The organism is Burkholderia ubonensis (genome assembly GCF_902833085.1).
In the GTDB taxonomy this organism is placed as follows: domain Bacteria; phylum Pseudomonadota; class Gammaproteobacteria; order Burkholderiales; family Burkholderiaceae; genus Burkholderia; species Burkholderia ubonensis.
Window position 1 is genome coordinate 181,114 of sequence record NZ_CADFEB010000008.1, and the last position, 17,536, is coordinate 198,649.

Sequence of the window (17,536 nt, forward strand, 5' to 3'; positions counted from 1 at the left end):
CGGCGCGGGCGGAGCGTCAGTAGTGCAGGTTGATCGACGGCAGGCGCGTGATCGGAATGCTCGCGTCGTGCGGCTTCGGCGACGTGTCCGGCGACGCGCTCATCTGGTAGCGGGTGCCGAAGTTCGACTTCACGTCGATTTCGACGGGCTTGCCGCGATCGCGATATTCGGTGACTTCGGTGCCGTTCTTGCTTTTTTCATGGAAGCTCGGCGTGCGGCGGACGTCGGCGAAATCGACTTTCGACGTGACTTCGGCGCCGGGCCGGTTGATCTTCCGGAGGTCCGGCAGGCCGGCGGCTTCGTTGGCGTCGGCCTGGGCCTGAGCATCGGCGCTCGGCGTGCCGCCGGCGGCGTGGGCGACGCTGGCGACGACAAACGCGGCGGCAGCGGCGACGAGAATGAGCGGCTTCATTGTGACTCTCCCAATTAACTGCTCAATTTTAGCAAATACTGCGCGCTGTCCGGCTGTCGGCTTGGCGGGGCGCGACCGTCTGCGTGACAAGGTTCCGTGGTAATGTCGACTGATCAGACGAGGTGATGAACATGAAGAACGATTTGAGCCGCAGACACCGGATGCTGACCCCGGAAAGCCCGCCCGTCGAAGGATTCGACGACCCGATCGCCGCCGTCGCCCGGCTGTCCGCGATCTACGAGGCCAACGCCGGCTTCCTGCGCGACGCCTTCGCGCGCTATCGCCGCCACGAACCGATCACCGAGCACGTGCGCGCATGCTATCCGTTCGTGCGGGTGCGCACCGAGGTCAACACGCACGTCGATTCGCGCCGCTCGTACGGCTTCGTCGCCGGCCCGGGCGTGTTCGAGACGACGGTGACCCGCCCCGATCTGTTTGCGAACTACTATCGCGAGCAATTGCGGCTGCTTGCGAAGAACCATCAGGTCAAGATCGAGGTCGGCGTGTCGTCGCAGCCGATTCCGATCCACTTCGCGTTCCCCGAAGGCATCCACCTCGAAGGCGAGCTCGACCGCGACAGCCTGCTCGCGATGCGCGACGTGTTCGACACGCCCGACCTGTCGTATCTCGACGACCGCATCGTCAACGGCACGTTCGAGCCGGCGCCGGGCGAGCCCCATCCGCTCGCGCTGTTCACGGCCGCGCGGGTCGACTTCTCGCTGCACCGGCTGCGCCACTACACCGCGACGTCGCCGACGCACTTCCAGAACTATGTGCTCTACACGAACTACCAGTTCTACATCGACGAGTTCGTGAAGCTCGGCCGCACGATGATGACGGAAAGCGACGACCCCGAGGTGCGCGCGTACCGCAGCCAGTACAGCGCGTTCGTCGAGCCGGGCGATGTCATCACGTACAACGAGAACCTCGGCAGCGAGCCGTCGGAAGGCGCGGCGCCGCCGCGTCTGCCGCAGATGCCCGCCTACCACCTGAAGCGCGCGGACGGCAGCGGGATCACGATGGTCAACATCGGCGTCGGGCCGTCGAACGCGAAGACGATCACCGATCACATCGCGGTGCTGCGTCCGCATGCGTGGGTGATGCTCGGCCACTGCGCGGGCCTGCGCAACACGCAGCGTCTCGGCGACTACGTGCTCGCGCACGGCTATGTGCGTGAGGATCACGTGCTGGATGCCGACCTGCCGCTGTGGGTGCCGATTCCGGCGCTCGCCGAAGTGCAGCTTGCGCTCGAGCGCGGGGTCGCTGACGTCACGCGGCTCGACGGCGCGGAACTGAAGCGCGTGATGCGGACCGGCACGGTCGCGAGCGTCGACAACCGCAACTGGGAGTTGCGCGATCATCGCGAGCCGGTGCAGCGTCTGTCGCAAAGCCGCGCGATCGCGCTCGACATGGAAAGCGCGACGATCGCGGCGAACGGCTTCCGCTTCCGCGTGCCGTACGGCACGCTGCTGTGCGTGTCCGACAAGCCGCTGCACGGCGAGCTGAAGCTGCCGGGGATGGCCGATCAGTTCTATCGCGCGCAGGTCGACCAGCATCTGCAGATCGGCGTGAAGGCGATGGAGATTCTGCGGACCAACGGGCTCGACAAGCTGCATAGCCGGAAGCTGCGCAGCTTCGCGGAAGTGGCGTTTCAGTAAAGCGTACGGCCTGCGGGGATGTCGATGCCCCGCAGGCCTTCACGGCGGCTGACGCGCGCCTGCGTCACCCGCCTGACCGCGTTGATGCTCGCCGCGTTTTTGGCGATTTTACTATTTGTAGTTCTTATCATTACGAATAGGCTCTCCTGCGTGGCGTTATCCGACGCCCGCACCAAGGACCGACGAACCGTCGAATCCGGTTGATTCTCATCTTATTGAGAGTGGAGATATCCTATGAAAATCAAAATCCTGCTGGCTGCCCTGATGCTCACTTCATCCATGTCGGCCATGGCCGCGTGCGCGGTGGTAGGGCCGTCCAAGGACCCTTGCAAAATCGCGGTAGTCGGCCCTAGCAAGTGCAAGTGCCCTTGGCCGGGCAGGTGATGAAACAGGCGCGCCCGTCCTGGGCGCGCCTCACGTTTTCTTTCTCGGTTCCTCGTCAGCGACCGCCACGGTTTCCGTCTTGAGCGACGCCATGTAGGCGTGCCTGCCGGCATTATCCGTGCATGCCGCGGCGCACCGCATTTACCGCGACGGAGTCGCCATGTTGATGGACTTTCTGGCCGCACGGCCTGGCGCGCATCCCGACCTTGCGCCGCTCGCGCTGGCGGATGCGGGCGCGTGACGCCGCCGGGACATGCGGGGATCGGCGTGCCGCCGAACACGACAAGGCCGCCCGGCGCCGAAGCGCGCGGGCGGCCTTGCTGTCTGTCGGCCGATCGAGCCGTGTCGCTCAGCACTCGCCCTTCTTCGCGTGTCCCGGCGGGCAGTGGTAGCCGCCGTGGCCGCGATGGCGCTCGTGATCTTCCCACTCGCGGCGTTCCCAGTAGCGGCGGCCGTCCCAGTAGCGGTCGCCGTGCCAGCCGATGATGACGGCGGGTGCAGGCGCGACCACGACGGGCGCGGGCGCCGGCGCAATGATGACCGGCGCGGGCGTGCCGATGTTCACGTCGACGTTCACGGCATGGGCGAGACCGGACAGCGAGAGGCCGAGACCGGTGAAGGCAAGGGCGATCAGCGAGCGTTTCATGTTGTTTTCCCGAATGGCGTGGAGTTCGCGGCGCGACGAAGCGGATCGCCGGAGGCAGCGGATCTGTTCCGCGCCGCAATGCGCACCGTTGGACTGCAGTGTGCCGTTGCGTGGCGGGAAAAGCGAACGGGTTCTGTTACCGCAGATTGACGGCGCGTCGCCGACGCGGGGCCGGGCGGGACGAGGTGATTTGACAATGGCGCGCTGCAATGCTGCATTTGCTGTAGCGCAGCATGCGGCGAACGGCAGCCGGATTTGACGTTTTCGCGCCGAACGGCTTCGCGCGGCGTTACAAAATGACGCAAATCGCACGCTGCCGGGCACGGCGTGGCGGGCAACCGCGCAGCGCGAGCCCGGCGAGCCCCGGTGGCGAGGCTCGGGCCGGGCGATTTACAGATAGAACATCCGGTCTTCTTCCGGACGCGGCGGATGCGCGTCCTCGCCTTCCTCTTCGCCGCGGTCCTCGTAGAACGCGAGCACGGCGTCGAGCACCTGGTCGGGATCGTCGATCACCTGCATCAGGTCCATGTCTTCCGCATTGATGAGGCCGTTCGGGATCATCTGGTCGCGGAACCACTGCAGCAGCCCCTGCCAGAACGTGCTGCCGACGAGGATGATCGGCACGAGGCGCGACTTCTTCGTCTGGATCAGCGTGAGCACTTCGGACAGCTCGTCGAGCGTGCCGAAACCGCCCGGCATCACGATCACCGCATCGGAGTTCTTCACGAACGTGACCTTGCGCGTGAAGAAGTGGCGGAAGCGCAGCGAGATGTCCTGGTAGTGGTTGCCGGCCTGCTCATGCGGCAGCTCGATGTTGAGGCCGACCGACGGCGCCTTGCCGGCGTGCGCGCCCTTGTTCGCCGCTTCCATGATGCCGGGGCCGCCGCCGGAGATCACCGCGAAGCCGGCGTCGGACAGCTTGCGCGCGATCTGCACCGCGAGCTTGTAGTGCGGCGTATCGGGCTTGAGACGGGCAGAACCGTAGATGCTGACGGCCGGGCGGATCTCCGACAGGTACTCGGTCGCCTCGATAAACTCTGCCATAATCGTGAACATCTGCCACGATGCGCGCGCCTTCTTGGCGGTCGCGCGTTCTTGATCTGCGAGCGAACGCAGACTCGGAATCACTTTTCTCTTGTTCATAATGCCTGAAGAACGAAATCTGGAAGGTAAGACCCTGCTATTGGTTGACGGTTCGAGCTATCTGTATCGGGCTTACCATGCGATGCCTGATTTGCGTGGCCCTGGCGGGGAGCCGACCGGAGCGCTCTACGGAATCATCAACATGCTGCGCCGTATGCGCAAGGAAGTCAGTGCAGAGTATAGCGCTTGCGTGTTCGATGCAAAGGGCAAGACGTTCCGCGATGACCTCTATGCCGACTATAAGGCAAACCGCCCGTCGATGCCGCCCGATCTCGCGTTGCAGGTCGAGCCGATCCATGGCGCCGTGCGCGCGCTCGGCTGGCCGCTGCTGATGGTCGAGGGCGTCGAAGCCGACGACGTGATCGGCACGCTCGCGCGCGAAGCCGAGCGGCACGGGATGAAGGTGGTCGTGTCGACGGGCGACAAGGATCTCGCGCAGCTCGTCACCGATCGCGTCACGCTCGTCAACACGATGACCAACGAGATACTCGACCGCGACGGCGTGACCGCGAAGTTCGGCGTGCCGCCGGAGCGGATCATCGACTACCTGGCGCTGATCGGCGATACCGTCGACAACGTGCCGGGCGTCGAGAAGTGCGGGCCGAAGACGGCCGTGAAGTGGCTGACGCAGTACGACAGCCTCGACGGCGTGATCGAGCACGCGGGCGAGATCAAGGGCGTCGTCGGCGACAACCTGCGCCGCGCGCTCGATTTCCTGCCGCTCGGCCGCAAGCTCGTGACCGTCGAGACCGCCTGCGATCTCGCGCCGCATCTCGAATCGATCGAGGCGACGCTCGCGACCGACGGCGAGGCGCGCGAGCTGCTGCGCGACATCTTCGCGCGCTACGGTTTCAAGACGTGGCTGCGCGAGATCGACATCGCGCTCGAGCAAAGCGGCGACGCCGATGCGCCGGAAGGCGAGCCGGCGCCAATCGTGACGGCTGTCGCCGTCCGCGAATACGAAACGATCCAGACCTGGGCGCAGTTCGACGCATGGTTCGCGAAGATCGACGCGGCCGCGCTGACCGCGTTCGACACCGAGACGACGTCGCTCGACCCGATGGTTGCGCGGCTCGTCGGCCTGTCGTTCTCGGTCGAGCCCGGCAAGGCCGCCTACCTGCCGGTCGCGCACCGCGGCCCCGACCTGCCCGAGCAGCTTCCGCTCGACGAGGTGCTTGCACGCCTGAAGCCGTGGCTCGAATCGGCCGATCGCAAGAAGGTCGGCCAGCACCTGAAGTACGACGCACAGGTGCTCGCGAACTACGGGATCGAGCTGAACGGCATCGAACACGACACGCTGCTCGAATCGTACGTGCTCGAATCGCACCGCACGCACGACATGGACAGCCTCGCGATGCGTCATCTGGGCGTCAAGACGATCAAGTATGAAGACGTCGCGGGCAAGGGCGCGAAGCAGATCGGCTTCGACGAAGTGGCGCTCGCGCAGGCCGCCGAATACGCGGCCGAAGACGCGGACATCACGTTGCAGCTGCATCACGCGCTGTACCCGCAGGTCGCGCGCGAACCGGGCCTCGAGCGCGTGTATCGCGAGATCGAGATGCCGGTGTCGATCGTGCTGCGCAAGATGGAGCGCACGGGCGTACTGATCGACGACGCGCGCCTGCAGGCGCAGAGCACCGAAATTGCGAGGCGCCTCATCGAGCTTGAGGCGCAGGCGTACGAACTGGCCGGCGGCGAATTCAATCTCGGTTCGCCGAAGCAGATCGGCCAGATCTTCTTCGAGAAGCTGCAGCTGCCGGTCGTGAAGAAGACGCCGAGCGGCGCGCCGTCGACCGATGAAGAAGTGCTGCAGAAGCTCGCGGAGGATTATCCGCTGCCGAAGCTGCTGCTCGAGCATCGCGGGCTGTCGAAGCTGAAGTCGACCTATACCGACAAGCTGCCGCGGATGGTCAACCCGGAAACGGGGCGCGTGCACACGAACTATGCGCAGGCGGTCGCGGTCACGGGCCGCCTCGCGTCGAACGATCCCAATCTTCAGAACATTCCGGTGCGCACCGCCGAAGGCCGGCGGATCCGCGAGGCGTTCATCGCGTCGCCGGGCCACCAGATCGTGTCGGCTGATTATTCGCAGATCGAACTGCGGATCATGGCGCACATCTCGGGCGACGCGTCGCTGCTGCGCGCGTTCTCGAACGGCGAGGACATCCACCGCGCGACCGCGGCGGAAGTGTTCGGCGTGACGCCGCTCGAAGTGACGACCGACCAGCGCCGGATCGCGAAGGTGATCAACTTCGGTCTCATCTACGGGATGAGCGCGTTCGGGCTCGCGTCGAACCTCGGCATCACGCGCGACGCGGCGAAGCTGTATATCGACCGGTATTTCGCGCGCTATCCGGGCGTCGCGCAATACATGGTGGACACGCGCGAGATCGCGAAGGAGAAGGGCTACGTCGAAACCGTCTTCGGCCGCCGTCTGTGGCTGCCGGAGATCAACGGCGGCAACGGTCCGCGCCGCCAGGCGGCCGAGCGTGCGGCAATCAATGCACCGATGCAGGGCACCGCGGCCGACCTGATCAAGCTGTCGATGATCGCGGTGGACGACTGGCTCACGCGCGACGGCCTCGCGTCGCGGATGATCATGCAGGTGCACGATGAACTGGTGCTCGAGGTGCCCGAGGCCGAGCTGCCGCGCGTGCGCGAGAAACTGCCGGAAATGATGTGCGGCGTCGCGAAGCTGAAGGTGCCGCTCGTCGCCGAGGTCGGCGCCGGCGCGAACTGGGAAGAGGCCCACTGACCGGCGCCGCTACGCGCCCCCTGTGACCTGCGACATATTGTTGCAGAAGCATCACTTCTTGAAACTGTTTGCTTGTGGTCAACGCGCAAGCTCCCGGACAATGCAAGTCAGGCATCGCCTGACGGCGAAGCGCGGCGCGCTTCGTGCGCCGGGAGCGGGCGCGCGGATGTCGTTCGAACTGCACATCAATGATGTTCGAACTGGTTCGCCACGGAGTCGCATAGCCGCGATCGGTATCGCGCGGCCGCGGCCGGTTTTGAACAGCAAGGGGGAATCAGATGCATCGGATCATCATCGTAGGCGGGGGCGCGGGCGGCCTGGAACTGGCGACACGGCTCGGCGATCGATATGGCGCGCGCGGCAACCGTCCCGCGCAGGCGCTCGTCACGCTCGTCGATCGTTATCCGACGCACATCTGGAAGCCGCTGCTGCATGAAGTGGCGGCCGGCAGCATGGATCCCTTCACGCAGGAGCTCGAATATGCGGCGCAGGCGCGCTGGCACGGCTTCGAATTCCAGCAGGGCGAGCTGATCAACCTCGATCGCGTAATGAAGCGGATCACGCTGTCGCCGGTCAACGACAGCGACGGTGCGGAACTGCTGCCGCAGCGCACGCTCGACTATGACACGCTCGTGATCGCGATCGGCAGCACGACGCATTTCTTCGGCGTGCAGGGCGCGCAGGAGAATGCGATCGCGCTCGACACCGTCGCGGAGGCGGAGCGGTTCCGCAAGCGGCTGATCGCCGCGTGCATGCGCGCCGAGCATCAGAATCCCGCGCCGGCGGAAGCGTCGGGCGACCCGTCGGCGCCGGCCGAGCCGCGCATCCAGGTGGCGATCGTCGGCGGCGGTGCGACCGGCGTCGAACTGTCGGCGGAACTGCGCAATACCGCGCAGGTGCTGTCCGCGTACGGCCTGCACAAGCTCGACCCGCGGCACGACGTCGGCATCGTGCTGATCGAATCCGGTCCGCGGATTCTCCCTGCGCTGCAGGAGCGCGTTTCGACCGCGACGGCCGAGCTGCTCGAAAAGCTCGGCGTGCGGCTGATGCTGAGCGAGCGCGTGACCGAAGTCGCGCCGGGCGTCGTGCGCACTGCGAGCGGCAAGTCGGTGCGTGCCGACCTGACCGTCTGGGCGGCCGGCATCAAGGCGCCGGCCGTGCTGGCGCGGCTCGACGGCCTGCAGGTCAACAAGCTCGGCCAGCTGGACGTGCGCCGCACGCTGCAGACCGCCAATGACGACAACGTGTTCGCGCTCGGCGATTGCGCCGCATGCGCATGGCCGGGCAACGAACGCAACGTGCCGCCGCGCGCGCAGGCCGCGCACCAGCAGGCGAGCTTCCTGCTCAAGGCGATCGGTTGCAAGCTGGAGGGGCGGCCGCTGCCCGAGTTCACCTATCGCGACTTCGGCTCGCTCGTGTCGCTCGGCCACTTCAGCGCGGTGGGCAACCTGATGGGCGGGCTGATCGGCGGCAACATGCTCATCGAAGGGCTGTTCGCGCGCTTCATGTACATGTCGCTGTACCGGCTGCACATCGCGGCGCTGCACGGCTATCCGCGGATGATGCTCGATACCGTCGCGCACTGGCTGCGGCGTACGACGCTGCCGCGCGTCAAGCTGCACTGACGACGGCGTGATGCGGTCCTGGCGGGCGGGGAATGCGCGACGAGCGGATTCCCCGCCCGTCGCCGTTTTGGGGCGTACGCGCGCCACCGGCTTCAGTCGTTCCGGCGACGCGTGCCGAGTGCGTCGGGCCTGATCGGGCGATACGTCGATTGCACGTATCGAGATGGTCTCTTGCGTTCGGACAGTTGACGTGACAACCGATTATTGGGCATCGTGTGCGGGTTTCCGCTTGCGGCGTGTGCCGACAACCGCGGCGCCCGCGTCGCGGGCCGGCGCGATGCCCCGTCATGCCGAAGCCGTCGGCGTGACGGCGGCGCTCAATCGAGGAGTGCATTCATGTTGAAACCCGAAGTCGACAGCCTGGTTCCCCACGTTCCGTTTTCGCGCCGCAAGTTCATGCAGGCTGCGCTCGGCGGTGCCTTCGCGGCGGCGGTGCTGCCCGTGTCGGCGCAGACGATCACGACCGACAGCGCCGGGCTGGACGCCGGCACCATCGAGATCCGCTCAGGCGATTCGAGCGTGCCGGCCTATCGCGCGCAGCCGGCGGACAAGACCAACCTGCCCGTGGTGATCGTGATTCACGAGATCTTCGGCGTGCATGCGCACATCGCCGACGTCTGCCGCCGTTTCGCGAAGCTCGGCTATCTGGCGATCGCGCCCGACCTGTTCGCGCGGCAGGGCGATGCATCGAAATATCCGACGATCAAGGAACTCGTCGACCACGTCGTCAGCAAGGTGCCGGACCGGCAGGTGACCGAGGATCTCGATGCGACGCTCGCGTGGGCGGGCAAGAACGGCGGCGACCTGGCGCGCGTCGGCGTGACGGGGTTTTGCTGGGGCGGCCGTCAGGCGTGGCTGTATGCGGAGCACAATCCGGGCGTGCGCGCGGCGATCGCATGGTACGGGTTCGTCGAAGGCAAGACCGACGAGATGACGCCGTTCAATCCGGTCGATCGTGCGTCGATGCTCAAGGTGCCCGTGCTCGGCCTGTACGGGGAGAAGGACACGAACATCACGCAGGCATCGCTCGCGGACATGCGTGCGCAGATCCAGAAGAGCGACTCGAAGCTTGCGCGCGAGTCGGAGATCGTCGTGTATCCCGATGCGGGCCATGCGTTCTTCGCGGATTACCGGCCGAGCTATGTGAAGGCCGATGCCGAGGACAGCTGGAAGCGCGCGATCGCGTGGTTCCACAAGTATGGCGTGATGTAAACGGAACGCGGCGGCCGAGGCCGCCGCGTCGTCGACGTGAGTCCGCCGGATGGCTTATGGATTCGGGCCGGTCGCGATCGGCCGCGACGGATCGGCGCACCATTCGCTCCACGAGCCGGGATAGAGCGACGCGCCGTGCAGGCCCGCGATTTCCATTGCGAGCGCGTTGTGGCAGGCGGTCACGCCCGAGCCGCATTGCAGGATCGCGAGGTTCGGCTCGGTGCCGGCCAGCAGCGCGGAAAACGTCTCGCGCAGTTCGTGGCCGGTCTTGAAGCGGCCGTCCGCGGCCAGGTTGTCCTTGAAGAAGCGGTTGCGCGCGCCCGGAATGTGGCCGCCGACCGGATCGATCGTTTCATTCTCGCCGCGATAGCGGTCCGCCGCGCGCGCATCGATCACGAGGCGCGCATGCGACGTCAGGTTCGCGAGCACGGCCTGCGCATCGACCGTCGATTCGAGCGGCGCCTGCGCGCGGAAGTCGCCGCGCGACGGATGCCGTGTTTCGGGCGTCAGCGGCTGGCCGGCCGCTTGCCACGCCTGCAGCCCACCGTCGAGGACGGCAACCGAATCGTGGCCGAGCCAGCGCAGCATCCACCACAGGCGCGCCGCATAGGAGCCGCCCTGCGCATCGTATGCGACGACCTGCTGGCCTTGCTTGAGCCCCCGGTCGACGAGCGTGGCGACGAGCGCGTCGCGCGTCGGCAGCGGGTGGCGGCCGTTGGTGCCGGTCTTCCGGCCGGACAGGTCGCGATCGAGATGCAGGTACTGCGCGCCCGGGATGTGTCCGGCTGCATACGCGGTTTCGCCCGCGCCGATATCGGCGAGATCGAAGCGGCAATCGAACAGCGCGACGCTGTCAGGCGCGGCCGCGAGGCGTTCGGCGAGATTGGCCGCGGAGATGAGCGTGGTGTAATGGGTATGTGGCATGACGGCTCCTGATTGAGCAAACGGCCTGATGTTCTAAGTCTAAACAAAAAAAGACGGGTCGCAGCCCGTCTTTTCGTCATGCATCGTGATGCTTGAACAGCATGCCGGCGTCAGATGTCGCCCAGCTGGCGGCGCAGGAATTCGTGGAAGTGCTGCATGCCGTCTTCCATCGGGCTCTGGTACGGGCCGACCTGCGATTCGCCGCGCTCCATCAGCGCGCGGCGGCCGGCGTCCATGCGCATCGCGATCTCGTCGTCCTCGATCGCCGTTTCCATGTATGCGGCGCGTTCCGCCTCGACGAACTCGCGCTCGAACAGCGCGATTTCCTCGGGATAATAGAACTCGACGATGTTGGTCGTCTTCTGCGGCCCGCGCGGAATCAGCCACGACACGACGAGCACGTGCGGATACCACTCGATCATCAGGCCCGGGTAGTAGACCATCCAGATCGCGCCGAACTCCGGCGGCACGCCGTTGCGGAACTTCAGCACCTGCTCGTGCCACTTCTTGTACGTCGCGCTGCCCGGCTTCGCGAGCGCGTTGTGCACGCCGACCGTCTGCACGCTGTACCAGTCGCCGAACTCCCACTTCAGGTCGTCGCACGACACGAAGCTGCCGAGGCCCGGGTGGAACGGGACGACGTGGTAATCCTCGAGATAGACCTCGATGAAGGTCTTCCAGTTATAGTCGCACTCGTGGACTTCGACGTGATCGAACTGGTACTCCGAGAAATCGAAGTGGTGTTTCGTGCCGAGGTTCGCGAGATCGCGCGCGACGTTGCGGCCTTCCGCCTCGAACAGCAGCCCTTGCCAGTTCTGCAGCGGCGACTTGCCGAGGTTCAGGCAAGGCTTGTCGGGGAAGTGCGGTGCGCCGAGCAGCTGGCCTTCCAGGTCGTACGTCCAGCGGTGCAGCGGGCACACGATGTTCTGCGCGTGGCCGCGTCCGTTCAGCATGATCGCCTGCCGGTGGCGGCACACGTTCGACAGCAGTTCGACCTGGTTCGCCGGGTTGCGGACCAGCACGCGGCCTTCCTTCTCGGACGGCAGCGCAAAATAATCCCCCGCCTCGGGCACCATCAAATCGTGCCCGACGTAGCGAGGTCCTTTCTTGAAGAGTGTTTCGATTTCGCGCGCTAGCAGCGCCTCATCGAAGTATGCAGTGACTGGAAGCTGGCTGTGAGCCGACTTCAACTGAAGCGCATCGCTCAGATTGGACATTCCCACTCCCGGTGATAGCGTGAAAGCAGTGAACAACCCAACCATCGAAAAATCGATTTAGGGAAACGGAGAATTATACCCGGTTCCCTCGGCAAGGCCAGTATTAAGTGCCTGATTTGTGTCAATTTTTTGTCGGGCGGCCATTCGGTGGGGCACAATTTGCACTAAAGGTGGGGCCGGAGCGTGCGCCTGGCGCACCAAGTCGGCAGGTCGGAAAATTCTCTTTTGCCGTAGAATGTCCGACTTGTTTTGAAATTTGACACTTTGTCCATGGCGAAAACCGCATCCCCAGGCGCCACGCCGCCCGGCAATGGCAGCGAGCCGTTGCCGGACAATTACGAGATGGCGCTCGCGGAGCTCGAGACGCTGGTTGCCCGGATGGAAGGCGGCGCGTTGAGCCTCGAGGATTCGCTCGCGGCCTATCGCCGTGGGGCCGCACTTGTTGCGTTTTGCCAACAGCAGCTCGAAAAAGTGGAGCAGCAGGTGCGCGTGCTTGACGGCGCGACCCTGAAGCCGCTTTCGGCCGGAGCGGCCGCCACGGACGGCGAAGACGACGATCTATGACATTCGAACAATGGATGCGGTCTGTGCTTGACCGTGTCGAGGATGCACTCGGCCACTACCTGCCGGCCGAAACTGTAGTGCCCGCACAACTCCACGAAGCGATGCGCTACGCGGTCCTCGGGGGCGGCAAGCGCGTGCGTCCGCTGCTGTGCCATGCAGCGGGCGAGCTGACCGGCGCCACCGAGGCGGCGCGCAATGCGGCGGCAGCGGCGCTGGAGATGATTCACGTCTATTCGCTCGTGCACGACGATATGCCGTGCATGGACGACGACGCGCTGCGGCGCGGCAAGCCGACCGTGCACGTGCAGTACGACGAGCCGACCGCGCTGCTGGTCGGCGACGCGCTGCAGTCGCAGGCGTTCGTCGCGCTGACGGACGCCGACGCGCTGGCGCCGGCGCAGCAGGCCGCGCTCGTGCGCGAGCTGGCGCTGGCGAGCGGCTCGATCGGCATGGCCGGCGGGCAGGCGATCGACCTGGCGAGCGTCGGCATGAAGCTCACGCGCGAGCAGCTCGAGACGATGCACCGGATGAAGACGGGCGCGCTGCTGCGCGCCGCCGTGCGGATGGGCGCGCTCGCGGGCGAGACCCCGTCCGCGGACGCGATGGCTGCGCTCGACGTCTATGCTGCCGCGGTCGGCCTGGCGTTCCAGGTCGTCGACGACATTCTCGACGTGACGACCGACTCGGCGACGCTCGGCAAGACGGCCGGCAAGGACGCCGCGAACGACAAGCCGACTTACGTGTCGATTCTCGGCCTCGATGCGTCACGCGAGCTGGCTGCGCAACTGCGCGCCGACGCGCACGCCGCGCTGCAACCTTTCGGCGCGCGCGCGCAGCGTCTCGCCGAACTTGCCGACCTGGTGGTGAACCGGGTCAGCTGACGCGAAAGCCCGCCGCCGCGCACACGCTACGGTGCGTGCAAAAGAATGCGGGCGCGTTTGATTTCCTACAATGGAACGACGATGTACGACTTGCTGAAAACTATCGACGATCCGGCCGACTTGCGCCGTCTCGATCGCCGCCAACTTCAACCGCTCGCCGACGAGCTGCGCGCGTTCGTCCTCGACAGCGTGTCGAAGACGGGCGGCCATCTGTCGTCCAACCTCGGGACGGTCGAGCTGACGATCGCGTTGCACTACGTGTTCAACACGCCGAACGACCGCATCGTCTGGGACGTGGGTCACCAGACCTATCCGCACAAGATCCTGACGGGCCGCCGCGACCAGATGCATTCGCTGCGCCAGTTCGACGGCATCTCGGGCTTCCCGCGCCGCTCGGAATCGGAATACGACACGTTCGGCACCGCGCACTCGAGCACGTCGATCTCCGCCGCGCTGGGCATGGCGATCGGCAGCCAGCTGAACGGCGACGACCGCTTCTCGATCGCGGTGATCGGCGACGGCGCGATGACCGCCGGCATGGCGTTCGAGGCGATGAACAACGCCGGCGTGAGCGAGGACGCGAAGCTGCTCGTGATCCTCAACGACAACGACATGTCGATCTCGCCGCCGGTCGGCGCGCTGAACCGCCATCTCGCCCGCCTGATGTCGGGCCGCTTCTATGCGGCCGCGCGCGCGGGCGTCGAGCGCGTGCTGAGCGTCGCGCCGCCGGTGCTCGAGCTCGCGCGCAAGCTCGAGGAGCACGCGAAGGGCATGGTCGTGCCCGCGACGCTGTTCGAGGAGTTCGGCTTCAACTACATCGGGCCGATCGACGGCCACGATCTCGATTCGCTGATCCCGACGCTGCAGAACATCAAGGAACTGCGCGGTCCGCAGTTCCTGCACGTGGTGACCAAGAAGGGGCAGGGCTACAAGCTTGCCGAGGCCGATCCGGTGCTGTACCACGGCCCGGGCAAGTTCAATCCGGCCGAAGGCATCAAGCCGTCGGCGACGCCCGCGAAGAAGACCTACACGCAAGTGTTCGGCGAATGGCTGTGCGACGAGGCCGAACGCGATTCGCGCGTCGTCGGCATCACGCCCGCCATGCGCGAAGGCTCGGGCATGGTCGAATTCGAGAAGCGCTTCAAGGATCGCTACTACGACGTCGGCATCGCCGAGCAGCATGCGGTGACGTTCGCGGGCGGCCTCGCGACCGAAGGGCTGAAGCCCGTCGTCGCGATCTACTCGACGTTCCTGCAGCGCGCGTACGACCAGCTGATCCACGACGTCGCGCTGCAGAACCTGCCGGTCGTGTTCGCAATCGACCGCTCGGGCCTCGTCGGCGCGGACGGCGCGACGCACGCGGGGGCATACGACCTCGCGTTCATGCGCTGCATCCCGAACATGACGGTCATGGTGCCGTCCGACGAGAACGAATGCCGCCAGATGCTGCACACCGCGCTGCTGCAGCCGAACCCGACCGCGGTGCGCTATCCGCGCGGCGCGGGCACGGGCGTCGCGACGGTGAAGGAATTCACCGAGATCCCGCTGGGCAAGGGCGAAGTGCGCCGCCGCACGTCGCAGCCGCAAGGCAAGCGGATCGCGATCCTCGCGTTCGGCACGATGGTCGCGCCGTCGCTCGCCGCGGCCGAGGAACTCGACGCGACCGTCGCGAACATGCGCTTCGTGAAGCCGGTCGACGCCGCGCTCGTGCGCGAGCTGGCCGAGACGCACGACGCGCTCGTCACGATCGAGGAAGGCTGCGTGATGGGCGGCGCGGGTTCCGCGTGCGTGGAAGCCCTGATGGAGAGTGGGGTTATCCGACCCGTACTACAATTGGGCCTCCCTGACCGCTTCATCGATCACGGTGACCACGCGAAGCTGTTGTCGCAATGCGGCCTCGACGGCGCGGGCATCGCGAAATCGATTCGTGAACGCTTCCTGAATCCGGCGGCCGACGTCGCCGACCAGGCCAAGCGCGTCGCGTAAGCCGGCGCCGCCGCAAGGCGGCGTCGACGCGACTGGCGCAGCACGGTCTTTCATTGATGCGGAAAACATGGGCCTGCGGGCCCATGTTGTTTTTCCGGCCTGCCGCTTGCGGCGGCGCGCGCGAAGTCCCGCGCGCGGCTTAAAAGGATTGAACAAGATGAACCAGATGAATCCCGCCTTCGTGATGCCCGACGTGCAGAGCACGGTGGATACCCGCCAGATTCCGATTCAGCGCGTGGGCGTGAAGGCGGTCCGGCATCCGTTGACGGTGCGCACGGAGAGTGGCGACGTGCAGCCCTCCGTCGGTCTCTGGAACCTCGACGTCCATCTGCCGGCCGACCAGAAGGGTACGCACATGTCGCGTTTCGTCGCGTTGCTGGAAGAGCATCGCGCGCCGCTGACGACCGGGCTGTTCCGCACGATGCTCGCGTCGATGCTGGAGAAGCTCGAGGCCGAGGCGGGCCGCATCGAGGTGACGTTCCCGTATTTCGTGAACAAGACGGCGCCCGTGTCGGGCGTGCAGAGCCTGCTGGACTACGAAGTGACGCTCGCGGGCGAAAGCCGCGGCGGTGTGACCCGGCTGTTCCTGAAGGTGCTGGTGCCGGTCACGAGCCTGTGCCCGTGCTCGAAGAAGATCTCGCAGTACGGCGCGCACAATCAGCGCTCGCACGTGACGATCGATGCCGAGCTCGCGGCCGACGTGCCGGTCGAGGCGCTGATCCGGATGGCCGAGGAAGAGGCGTCGTGCGAACTGTGGGGGCTGCTGAAGCGTCCGGACGAGAAGTTCGTCACCGAGCGCGCGTACGAGAACCCGAAGTTCGTCGAGGACCTCGTGCGCGACGTCGCGCAGCGGCTCGATGCCGACGAGCGCATCGTGGCCTACGTGCTCGAAGCCGAGAACTTCGAGTCGATCCACAATCACAGCGCGTATGCGCTGATCGAGCGCGACAAGCGGCTGGCCGCATAACACGCCGTTTCACGTCGTTTCGTTCGCTCAGGCAGAAAGAGAAAGGCCGCTCATTCGAGCGGCCTTTCGTTTGTGCAGGCTGTTTGCGCGATGCGGGTCGGTGCGCTCAGCGCGCGAGCGACGCGAGATCCCAGCGCGGCTTCACGGTGAACGCATAGTCGGCGTTCGCCTGCTCGGGCCAGCGCGCGAGCCGCAGCGCGCCGGCGAGCGCGATCATCGCGCCGTTGTCGGTGCACAGCGCGAGATCGGGGTAGTGCACGTCGAAGCCGCGCTTCGCGGCGGCGGCCGACAGCGCGGCGCGCAATTGACGGTTCGCGCCGACGCCGCCCGCGACCACGAGGCGCTTGAGCTTCGTCTTCTTGAGCGCCGCCAGCGATTTCGCGACGAGCACGTCGACGGCTGCGTCGACGAAACCGCGCGCGAGGTCCGCCTTCGCGCGCTCGAGCGCGTCGCCGGTCAGTTTCGCGGCCTCGAACTTCTTCATCTGCGTCAGCACGGCGGTCTTCAGGCCGCTGAAGCTGAAGTCGAGATCGCCGGAGTGCAGCATCGGGCGCGGCAGCACGACGGCGCCCGGCGTGCCGGTTTCCGCGAGCTTCGACACTTCCGGGCCGCCCGGGTAGCCGAGGCCGATCAGCTTCGCGGTCTTGTCGAACGCTTCGCCGGCGGCGTCGTCGAGTGTCTCGCCGAGCGTTTCGTACACGCCGACGTCGGTCACGCGCATCAATTGCGTATGGCCGCCCGACACGAGCAGCGCGACGAACGGAAACGGCGGCGGTTCCGCGACGAGCAGCGGCGACAGCAGGTGGCCTTCGAGATGATGGATGCCGACGGTCGGCTTGTTCCACGCGAGCGCGAGCGCATTCGCGATGCTCGCGCCGACGAGCAGCGCGCCGGCCAGCCCCGGACCCTGCGTGAAGGCGATCGCGTCGATGTCCTCGCGCTTCGTGCCACTTTGCGCGATGACTTCCTCGAGCAGCGGCAGCGCGCGGCGGATGTGGTCGCGCGATGCGAGTTCGGGCACGACGCCGCCGTAGTCGCGGTGCATCGCGATCTGCGAATGGAGGGCGTGCGCGAGCAGCCCGCGCTGCGTGTCGTAGAGCGCGAGGCCGGTTTCGTCACAGGAGCTTTCGATGCCGAGAACGAGCATGGTATGGAGCAGGGC

General features: G+C 66.2%; 15 protein-coding genes. 9 read left to right on the forward strand and 6 right to left on the reverse strand.

Annotated features, from left to right (window positions below; translation table 11 throughout):
* Window positions 1–16: 16 nt before the first annotated feature.
* Window positions 17–412, reverse strand: coding sequence for a hypothetical protein (locus HWX31_RS23035; RefSeq protein ID WP_174962819.1), 396 nt, complete (start codon window positions 410–412; stop codon window positions 17–19).
* Window positions 413–543: 131 nt separating this feature from the next.
* Here HWX31_RS23035 and HWX31_RS23040 point away from each other — a divergent pair, with 131 nt between their 5' ends.
* A complete protein-coding gene (locus HWX31_RS23040) occupies window positions 544–2,070 on the forward strand; it encodes an AMP nucleosidase (protein WP_174962821.1) in 1,527 nt (508 codons plus the stop codon).
* Between the two features lie 234 nt (window positions 2,071–2,304).
* Complete coding sequence (locus HWX31_RS35405; protein WP_415493167.1) at window positions 2,305–2,454, forward strand: PA0050 family protein; 150 nt, start codon at window positions 2,305–2,307, stop codon at window positions 2,452–2,454.
* A 349-nt stretch (window positions 2,455–2,803) separates the two neighbouring features.
* Here the strand turns inward: HWX31_RS35405 and HWX31_RS23045 are convergent, their stop codons facing one another.
* Both HWX31_RS23045 and HWX31_RS23050 read right to left on the reverse strand, forming a co-directional pair.
* Window positions 2,804–3,100 carry a hypothetical protein gene (locus HWX31_RS23045; protein WP_174962823.1) on the reverse strand — a complete coding sequence of 99 codons (297 nt, stop codon included), beginning with the start codon at window positions 3,098–3,100 and terminating at the stop codon, window positions 2,804–2,806.
* Window positions 3,101–3,490: 390 nt separating this feature from the next.
* Window positions 3,491–4,243, reverse strand: a complete 753-nt coding sequence (locus HWX31_RS23050; protein ID WP_174962825.1) for an LOG family protein — start codon at window positions 4,241–4,243, stop codon at window positions 3,491–3,493.
* Window position 4,244: 1 nt separating this feature from the next.
* On the opposite strand from HWX31_RS23050, the gene polA reads away from it, so the two are divergent.
* The 3 genes from polA to HWX31_RS23065 all read left to right on the forward strand — a co-directional run bounded on the left by polA (window position 4,245) and on the right by HWX31_RS23065 (window position 9,835).
* Window positions 4,245–6,998, forward strand: a complete 2,754-nt coding sequence (polA, locus tag HWX31_RS23055; protein WP_174962827.1) for a DNA polymerase I — start codon at window positions 4,245–4,247, stop codon at window positions 6,996–6,998.
* Between the two features lie 278 nt (window positions 6,999–7,276).
* On the forward strand, window positions 7,277–8,623 hold the full coding sequence (locus HWX31_RS23060; RefSeq protein ID WP_174962830.1) for an NAD(P)/FAD-dependent oxidoreductase: 1,347 nt from the start codon (window positions 7,277–7,279) through the stop codon (window positions 8,621–8,623).
* A 336-nt stretch (window positions 8,624–8,959) separates the two neighbouring features.
* Entirely contained in the window at window positions 8,960–9,835 is an 876-nt protein-coding gene (locus HWX31_RS23065) for a dienelactone hydrolase family protein (protein ID WP_174962832.1), read from the forward strand.
* Between the two features lie 54 nt (window positions 9,836–9,889).
* Here the strand turns inward: HWX31_RS23065 and HWX31_RS23070 are convergent, their stop codons facing one another.
* Window positions 9,890–10,759 (reverse strand): sulfurtransferase, encoded by an 870-nt coding sequence (locus tag HWX31_RS23070; RefSeq protein WP_174962834.1) that lies wholly within the window; start codon window positions 10,757–10,759, stop codon window positions 9,890–9,892.
* Between the two features lie 110 nt (window positions 10,760–10,869).
* Window positions 10,870–11,976: an aromatic ring-hydroxylating oxygenase subunit alpha gene (locus HWX31_RS23075; RefSeq protein WP_010089139.1), complete on the reverse strand. Its 1,107-nt coding sequence runs from the start codon at window positions 11,974–11,976 to the stop codon at window positions 10,870–10,872.
* Between the two features lie 270 nt (window positions 11,977–12,246).
* Between HWX31_RS23075 and HWX31_RS23080 the strand changes: the two genes are divergently transcribed.
* The 4 genes from HWX31_RS23080 to folE2 all read left to right on the forward strand — a co-directional run bounded on the left by HWX31_RS23080 (window position 12,247) and on the right by folE2 (window position 16,374).
* Window positions 12,247–12,540: an exodeoxyribonuclease VII small subunit gene (locus tag HWX31_RS23080; protein ID WP_045564596.1), complete on the forward strand. Its 294-nt coding sequence runs from the start codon at window positions 12,247–12,249 to the stop codon at window positions 12,538–12,540.
* On the forward strand, window positions 12,537–13,421 hold the full coding sequence (locus HWX31_RS23085; protein ID WP_010089141.1) for a polyprenyl synthetase family protein: 885 nt from the start codon (window positions 12,537–12,539) through the stop codon (window positions 13,419–13,421). The genes HWX31_RS23080 and HWX31_RS23085 overlap by 4 nt, the downstream gene beginning before the upstream one ends.
* Window positions 13,422–13,502: 81 nt before the next feature.
* Window positions 13,503–15,407, forward strand: coding sequence for a 1-deoxy-D-xylulose-5-phosphate synthase (dxs, locus tag HWX31_RS23090; RefSeq protein WP_076474448.1), 1,905 nt, complete (start codon window positions 13,503–13,505; stop codon window positions 15,405–15,407).
* A 157-nt stretch (window positions 15,408–15,564) separates the two neighbouring features.
* Window positions 15,565–16,374 carry a GTP cyclohydrolase FolE2 gene (gene folE2, locus HWX31_RS23095; protein ID WP_042587380.1) on the forward strand — a complete coding sequence of 270 codons (810 nt, stop codon included), beginning with the start codon at window positions 15,565–15,567 and terminating at the stop codon, window positions 16,372–16,374.
* 106 nt (window positions 16,375–16,480) lie between these two features.
* Here folE2 and tsaD read toward each other — a convergent pair whose 3' ends face one another.
* Window positions 16,481–17,521 (reverse strand): tRNA (adenosine(37)-N6)-threonylcarbamoyltransferase complex transferase subunit TsaD, encoded by a 1,041-nt coding sequence (gene tsaD, locus HWX31_RS23100; RefSeq protein WP_010089144.1) that lies wholly within the window; start codon window positions 17,519–17,521, stop codon window positions 16,481–16,483.
* Window positions 17,522–17,536: the final 15 nt, after the last annotated feature.

Excerpts from the sequence above, each read along its gene's own strand:
- HWX31_RS23065 (WP_174962832.1), top strand. The coding sequence starts at position 8,960 with ATGTTGAAACCCGAAGTCGACAGCCTGGTTCCCCACGTTCCGTTTTCG.
- HWX31_RS23050 (WP_174962825.1), bottom strand. The coding sequence starts at position 4,243 with ATGAACAAGAGAAAAGTGATTCCGAGTCTGCGTTCGCTCGCAGATCAA.
- tsaD (WP_010089144.1), bottom strand. The coding sequence starts at position 17,521 with ATGCTCGTTCTCGGCATCGAAAGCTCCTGTGACGAAACCGGCCTCGCG.
- HWX31_RS23060 (WP_174962830.1), top strand. The coding sequence starts at position 7,277 with ATGCATCGGATCATCATCGTAGGCGGGGGCGCGGGCGGCCTGGAACTG.
- HWX31_RS23035 (WP_174962819.1), bottom strand. The coding sequence starts at position 412 with ATGAAGCCGCTCATTCTCGTCGCCGCTGCCGCCGCGTTTGTCGTCGCC.
- HWX31_RS23040 (WP_174962821.1), top strand. The coding sequence starts at position 544 with ATGAAGAACGATTTGAGCCGCAGACACCGGATGCTGACCCCGGAAAGC.
- HWX31_RS35405 (WP_415493167.1), top strand. The coding sequence starts at position 2,305 with ATGAAAATCAAAATCCTGCTGGCTGCCCTGATGCTCACTTCATCCATG.
- polA (WP_174962827.1), top strand. The coding sequence starts at position 4,245 with ATGCCTGAAGAACGAAATCTGGAAGGTAAGACCCTGCTATTGGTTGAC.
- HWX31_RS23075 (WP_010089139.1), bottom strand. The coding sequence starts at position 11,976 with ATGTCCAATCTGAGCGATGCGCTTCAGTTGAAGTCGGCTCACAGCCAG.
- folE2 (WP_042587380.1), top strand. The coding sequence starts at position 15,565 with ATGAACCAGATGAATCCCGCCTTCGTGATGCCCGACGTGCAGAGCACG.
- HWX31_RS23085 (WP_010089141.1), top strand. The coding sequence starts at position 12,537 with ATGACATTCGAACAATGGATGCGGTCTGTGCTTGACCGTGTCGAGGAT.
- dxs (WP_076474448.1), top strand. The coding sequence starts at position 13,503 with ATGTACGACTTGCTGAAAACTATCGACGATCCGGCCGACTTGCGCCGT.
- HWX31_RS23080 (WP_045564596.1), top strand. The coding sequence starts at position 12,247 with ATGGCGAAAACCGCATCCCCAGGCGCCACGCCGCCCGGCAATGGCAGC.
- HWX31_RS23070 (WP_174962834.1), bottom strand. The coding sequence starts at position 10,759 with ATGCCACATACCCATTACACCACGCTCATCTCCGCGGCCAATCTCGCC.
- HWX31_RS23045 (WP_174962823.1), bottom strand. The coding sequence starts at position 3,100 with ATGAAACGCTCGCTGATCGCCCTTGCCTTCACCGGTCTCGGCCTCTCG.